This window comes from Streptomyces sp. NPDC001536, from assembly GCF_042894505.1.
Lineage (GTDB): Bacteria > Actinomycetota > Actinomycetes > Streptomycetales > Streptomycetaceae > Streptomyces.
Genome location: NZ_JBIAVQ010000003.1, coordinates 843,042 through 849,041, shown reverse-complemented (window position 1 = coordinate 849,041; position 6,000 = coordinate 843,042). Strand labels below are relative to the sequence as shown.

At 68.8% G+C, this 6,000-nt stretch carries 4 protein-coding genes; 1 reads left to right on the top strand and 3 read right to left on the bottom strand.

The window, feature by feature from the left end; genetic code table 11:
* Positions 1-413 precede the first annotated feature (413 nt).
* Complete coding sequence (locus ACFY0U_RS12845) at positions 414-971, bottom strand: MarR family winged helix-turn-helix transcriptional regulator (RefSeq protein ID WP_388634262.1); 558 nt, start codon at positions 969-971, stop codon at positions 414-416.
* 153 nt (positions 972-1,124) lie between these two features.
* Between ACFY0U_RS12845 and ACFY0U_RS12840 the strand changes: the two genes are divergently transcribed.
* Positions 1,125-2,381, top strand: a complete 1,257-nt coding sequence (locus ACFY0U_RS12840) for an MDR family MFS transporter (protein WP_388634259.1) — start codon at positions 1,125-1,127, stop codon at positions 2,379-2,381.
* Between the two features lie 76 nt (positions 2,382-2,457).
* On the opposite strand, the gene ACFY0U_RS12835 is transcribed toward ACFY0U_RS12840, so the two are convergent.
* Together ACFY0U_RS12835 and ACFY0U_RS12830 are read right to left on the bottom strand one after the other, a co-directional pair.
* A complete protein-coding gene (locus tag ACFY0U_RS12835; RefSeq protein WP_388634256.1) occupies positions 2,458-4,098 on the bottom strand; it encodes a SpoIIE family protein phosphatase in 1,641 nt (546 codons plus the stop codon).
* 173 nt (positions 4,099-4,271) lie between these two features.
* Positions 4,272-5,651 (bottom strand): NAD(P)/FAD-dependent oxidoreductase, encoded by a 1,380-nt coding sequence (locus ACFY0U_RS12830; protein ID WP_388634350.1) that lies wholly within the window; start codon positions 5,649-5,651, stop codon positions 4,272-4,274.
* Between the last annotated feature and the right edge of the window lie 349 nt (positions 5,652-6,000).

Genomic DNA, 6,000 nt, shown 5'->3' with positions numbered 1-6,000 from the left:
TTCGGTCTTGCGTTTCCGACTCTATCAGACCGTTTCCGGTTCCGATTTCCTCGGTGCTTTCCAGGTTCCCGCTTTCGCGTTTCCCTTTCCGGCGGTTCCGACTCTATCAGATCCTTTCGGGCCTGACTCCCAGTCAGAGGGGCTTGCCTTCCCGGCTGTTGGGCCGTTCCGACGTCTCAAACCTTAGCGGATCCTCTCGGCAGTTCCTAATCGAGCTGCCGTACCCAAATCGAATTGAATTCGGGCACGCCGAATTTGATCCCGTTGGGAGATCATGCTGATGGTTTGTGTGCCGCTGATGCGGCGGGAGGTGCTGTCGAAGAACCGTTACGGCTCTGCGGCAACCCGAAGAACTCTACGGACCACACAGGGCGCTGTCAACCAAGCCTGTCAAGATCTTTTCGGGTGACACATCAGTCCAGGTCACTGAGTCGGCCACCGGCGTCCGGCTGGGCGTGCTCCACCCGGCGCAGCAGACGGGTGAGGACATCGCCGAGGCTGGTCCGCTCCTCCGGGGAGAGGTCCTGGAGGAGGTCTTCCTCGAAGACCGTGGCCAGCCGCATGGCCTCCAGCCACTTCTCGCGACCCTCGTCCGTCAGCTCCACGATCACGCGGACACGGTTGGACTCGTCCCGCTCCCTGGTGACCAGACCCTCCGCGACCATGCGGTCGATCCGGTGGGTCATCGCGGCCGGCGTCAGGCCGAGGCCCTTGGCGAGGTCGCTGGGCCCCATTTGGTAGGGGGCGCCGGAGAGGACGAGGGCCTTGAGGACCTCCCACTCCGCGTTGCTGATGCCGAGGGCGGCGGTCTGACGGCCGTAGGCGACGTTCATACGGCGGTTCAGCCGGGACAGCGCCGAGACGATCTGCTCGACCTGGGGGTCGAGGTCCCGGAACTCGCGCTGGTAGGCGGCGATCTGCTCTTCGAGGGTCGGCTCACTGCCGATGCCGATGCCGGGGGTGTCACCCATGGGCCGAAGTATCGCATGGGGCTGCTTGGCGTTGAAGTTCTTCTAGGTGTACTGTTTAGCTTCGAACTTTAGCTTTGAAGTCTTCGGTTCTAAGTACTGAGGGACTCCAACTACCTGAGAGAGGTGAACGTGACCAGGGCGATGGGCGCAGCGATGCGCCGGATTCACGTGGGCAACGCACTCAGCGCGTTCGGGCTCGGCTTCACCGTCCCCTATCTGTACGTCTATGTGGCGCAGGTGCGGGGACTGGGAGCCATGACGGCGGGGCTCGTCCTCGCCGTCTTCGCCGTGGCCGCGCTGATCGTGCTGCCGTTCGCCGGCCGGGCGATCGTGCGGCGGGGCCCGCTTCCGGTGTTGCTCGCCGCCCTGGTCACCGCCGCGATCGGTGCCCTGAGCCTGGGGCTCGCGAGCAATGCGACCACCGTTCTGCTGTCGGCGGCCGCGCTCGGTGCCGGGCAGGCCGTGATGCAGCCGGCGCTCGCGACGATGATCGTGGACTGCTCCACGTCCGAAACCCGTTCTCGCGCCTTCGCCATGCAGTTCTTCTTGCAGAACCTCGGGCTGGGCGTCGGCGGTCTCATCGGCGGTCACCTCGTCGACACGACGAAGGTCTCCTCCTTCACCCTCCTCTTCGCGATCGAGGCGGCGATGTTCCTGCTGCTGGCCGTGGTGATGGTGACCGTACGGATGCCGCATTCGCCGCGGATCGAGGACGCGCCGGCCGGTTCGGCGAAGGGCAGCTGGAAGCAGCTCCTGGGGAACCGGGCCATGGTGCAGCTGTGCGTCCTGGGCTTCGTGCTGTTCTTCGCCTGCTACGGCCAGTTCGAGTCGGGTCTGGCCGCGTACGGCGTCGAGGCCGCCGGGATCTCCACCTCCGCGCTGGGGTCGGCGCTGGCCGCCAACACCGCGATGATCGTCATCGCGCAGTTCGCCGTACTGAAGTTCGTCGAGCGGCGTCGGCGCTCCCGGGTGATCGCCGCGGTCGGCATCATCTGGGCCGTCGCGTGGATCACCGCCGGTTACGCCGGCCTCGGGCACACCAGCCAGGCCATGGCCACGGCCGCGTTCATCTCGACGTACGCCCTCTTCGGTCTGGGCGAGGCGATGCTGTCCCCGACCGTCGCACCGCTGGTCGCCGATCTCGCCCCGAGCGGGATGGCCGGCCAGTACAACTCGGCCTTCGCCCTGGTGAAGCAGCTCGCCCTGGCCGTGGGCCCGGCGATCGGCGGCCCGATGGGCGCCTCACTGCACGCCCCGTACATCGTGACGTTCCTGCTGTTCTCGGTGGGCATCACGTTCCTGGCCCTGAGGCTCGGACGGCAGCTCACCGCCGTACAGGACCACCCGTGGCGGACAAGGAGCCGTGTGGTCGCCAAGGGCGGCACGCGGCAAGAGCCAATCGCCGCTTAACTGTCCCCACCTCAGGGGCGCGGGGAACTGCGCGACCAGCCGCCACGCACCCGCAGCCGCCAAGCGACCCGCGCCCCTACCCCTTAGGCAACACGAACTCGCACCAGACGGCCTTCCCGCCCCCCGGTGTCCGTCGAGACCCCCAGTTCGACGCAATGGTCGCCACGATGGCAATGCCCCGACCTGACTCGTCCCCCGGCTCCGCCCTCCGGCGCCGCGGCAAGTGATCGTCCCCGTCGGTCACCTCGATGATCAACCGTCGGTCCGTACGGCGAAGCCGCAACCGCATGGGGGGCGTCCCGTGCTGCAACGAGTTCGCGACCAGCTCACTCGCCGCCAGCACCCCCAGGTCATGCAGCTCCGCGGGGAACCGCCAGCTCGTCAGCACGCCGGAGGCGAACGCACGGGCGCGTGGAGCCGCCTCGATGCCGCCCAGGAGTTCCAGCGCGGCGTTGCGGAAGAGGTCGCTGTCGGGGCCGGTGCGGGCGGGGTGCTGGAGGACCAGGACGGCCACGTCGTCGTCGTGGTCGGCGGTGACGCCGGCCGAGCGGACGAGGCGGTCGCAGACGACCTGAGGCGTGCCGGTCGCGCCGGACAGCGCGCGTTCCAAGGACGCGATGCCCTCGTCCAGGTCCTCGTCACGGCGTTCGACCAGACCGTCCGTGTAGAGCACCGCCGTGGAGCCGGGTCCCAGGGGAATCGAACCCGACGCATGCATCCAGCCGCCGGTGCCCAGAGGCGGGCCGGTGGGTTCGTCGGCTCTCAGAACGGTTCCGCTCTCGTCGCGGACGAGGATCGGGAGGTGGCCGGCGCTGGCGTACACAAGTCGGCCCTCGTTGGGGTCGTGGATGGCGTACACGCACGTGGCGATCTGGTTGGCGTCGATCTCCGTGGCGAGGCCGTCCAGGAGTTGGAGGATCTCGTGCGGGGGGAGGTCGAGGCGGGCGTACGCCCTGACCGCCGTACGCAATTGGCCCATGACCGCTGCCGCGCGGACTCCTCGGCCCATGACGTCGCCGATGACGAGGGCGGTGCGGCCGCCGCCGAGGGTGATGACGTCGTACCAGTCGCCGCCGACCGCGGCCTCGGTGCCGCCGGGCTGGTAGGTGGCGGCGATGCGGAGGTCGTCGGGTTCCTCCAGGACCTGGGGGAGCAGGGAGCGCTGGAGGGTGACGGCCGTCTCGCGCTGGCGGCGTTCGCTGGCTCTGAGGCGTTCCGCGGCTTCGGCGTGGTCGGTGACGTCCGTCGCGAAGACCAGGACGCCGCCGGTGTCGCCCTCCGTCACCGGGGTGCAGGTGAAGGTGTAGGAGCGGCCGTCGGGTGCCTTGCGGGACTTGACCGTGCGGGGCTTGCCGCTGCGCAGGACCTGGTCGAGGAGGGGGAGGAGACCGATCTCGTCGAGTTCCGGGAGGGCTTCGCGGGCGGGGGCGCCGGGGTCTCGTGGGCCGAAGGCCGTCACATAGGCGTCGTTGACGTAGGCGAGGCGGTGGTCGGTGCCGTGGACGAGGGCGACGAGGGCCGGGACGCGGTCGAGTACCTCGCGCACGGGGAGTTCGTCGACGGCGGGCACGGGCGGTGCTTCGTCGGTGAGTTGTTCGGCGCGGGCAGCGGGTACGGCGCCCTCCCCGAGTCGGTCGGGGGTGACCGGGTGGTCGGTCCGCGCTGCGGCGCGGCGCTGTGTTCCGGGGAGCCGGGCGCTCCAGCGCGTGAAGTTCACGAATCCTTGCCTCGTGTCGTCGTCTTCGGCCGGCTCCGGACCCGGCCTGGGGTCCTCGTGGGTGCGGAGAGCGGGCGTCCACCCGTCCTGGGTCGGGGATCAGTGTGGCAGTGTGGCCGACCGGGTCGACATCCGTCAGACGCCTACCGTGCCGGTGGAGTTCCTGGGTCCGGTCAGGACGACCCCTTCGGGTCGTTCGTGGGGTCCTGAGGAGGCTTTCCACCGGCCGCGAGTTCGAACTCCGCTCGGGGATGTTCGAGGGAACCCAGCGAGACGATCTCCCTTTTGAAGAGCCCGGACAGTGTCCATTCGGCCAGGACGCGGGCCTTGCGGTTGAAGGTGGGCACCCTGCTGAGGTGGTAGACGCGGTGCATGAACCAGGCAGGGTAGCCCTTCAGCTTGCGTCCGTAGACGTGTGCGACACCTTTGTGGAGGCCGAGGGAGGCCACCGAGCCGACGTACTTGTGGGAGTACGTCTCTAGTTCCTCGCCGCGTAGCGCGTGCGCGATGTTGTCGCCGAGGACCTTGGCCTGGCGTACCGCGTGCTGGGCGTTGGGGGCCGTTTCCCTGCCGGGTTCCTCTGCGGTCACGTCGGGGACGGCGGCGGCGTCTCCGGCCGCCCACGCGTGCGTGGCGCCCTCGACGGTGAGCTGGGGGGTGCATTTCAGCCGACCTCGGTCCGTGAGCGGGAGGTCGCTGGCGGCGAGGACCGGGTGGGGTTTGACGCCGGCGGTCCATACGACCGTACGGGTCGGGAAGCGGGCGCCGTCGCTGAGGACGGCCACGCGGTCGGCGCAGGATTCGAGGCGGGTGTCGAGGCGTACGTCGATGTTGCGGCGGCGCAGCTGGGTGACGGTGTAGCGGCCCATCTCCTCGCCGACCTCGGGGAGGATGCGGTCGGAGGCCTCCACGAGGATCCACTTCATGTCCTCGGGCTGGATGTTGTGGTAGTACCGCGCGGTGTAGCGGGCCATGTCCTCCAGCTCGCCGAGGGCCTCCACGCCCGCGTAGCCGCCGCCGACGAAGACGAAGGTGAGGGCCGCGTCGCGGATCGCGGGGTCGCGGGTGGAGGAGGCGATGTCCATCTGTTCGATGACGTGGTTGCGCAGGCCGATGGCCTCCTCGACGGTCTTGAAGCCGATGGCGTGGTCGGCGAGGCCGGGGACGGGCAGGGTGCGGGAGATCGAGCCGGGGGCGAGGACGAGTTCGTCGTACGTCAGTTGCCGGGCGCCCGTTCCCTCTTCCTCGGTGGCGAGGGTGGTCACGGTCGCGGTGCGTTTGGCGTGGTCGATGGCGGTGGCCTCGCCGATGACGACGTGGCACTGGTCCAGGACGCGGCGCAGGGGGACGACCACGTGACGGGGGGAGATGGAGCCGGCGGCCGCTTCGGGGAGGAACGGCTGATAGGTCATGTACGGGTCGGGGGTGACGACCGTGATCTCGACGTCGCCGCGCCTCAGTTCCGCTTTCAGCTTCCGCTGAAGACGCAGGGCGGTGTACATCCCGACGTAGCCGCCACCGACAACGAGAATGCGCGCGCGTTCCTTCACCACCCCATGACGCACCCGGCGCTTGAGTTTGTCCACAGCCCCGGCAATTTGTGTGACCGCGCGTTTTGCGCGGGCGGGGTTGGCCGAATCGACGGCGTACGGGGAAGGTTCGCAGGTCAGCGGGTGTGCGCCGGGGGTCTTGCGGGGGTGCAATCGGGACGTATACGACCCGTACTCCGATCGGGGGGCGCTCCGTGCGGAACCTGCCCCTTCTGAATTGACCCCCTCTCAACTATGTTCGTGTGTCGACGGGGTGTAGGGGGATGCACTCATCGGATCCGCGACGGGCGGTCCGTGCAGCGGTTTGTTCCCCATAGCGCCCCGGCTTTCAGTGGCGGGGAGAGTCTCCGGG

What these genes read in the sequence shown, in the direction of transcription:
- ACFY0U_RS12845 (WP_388634262.1), bottom strand. Translation starts at nt 971, where the DNA reads ATGGGTGACACCCCCGGCATCGGCATCGGCAGTGAGCCGACCCTCGAA.
- ACFY0U_RS12840 (WP_388634259.1), top strand. Translation starts at nt 1,125, where the DNA reads ATGCGCCGGATTCACGTGGGCAACGCACTCAGCGCGTTCGGGCTCGGC.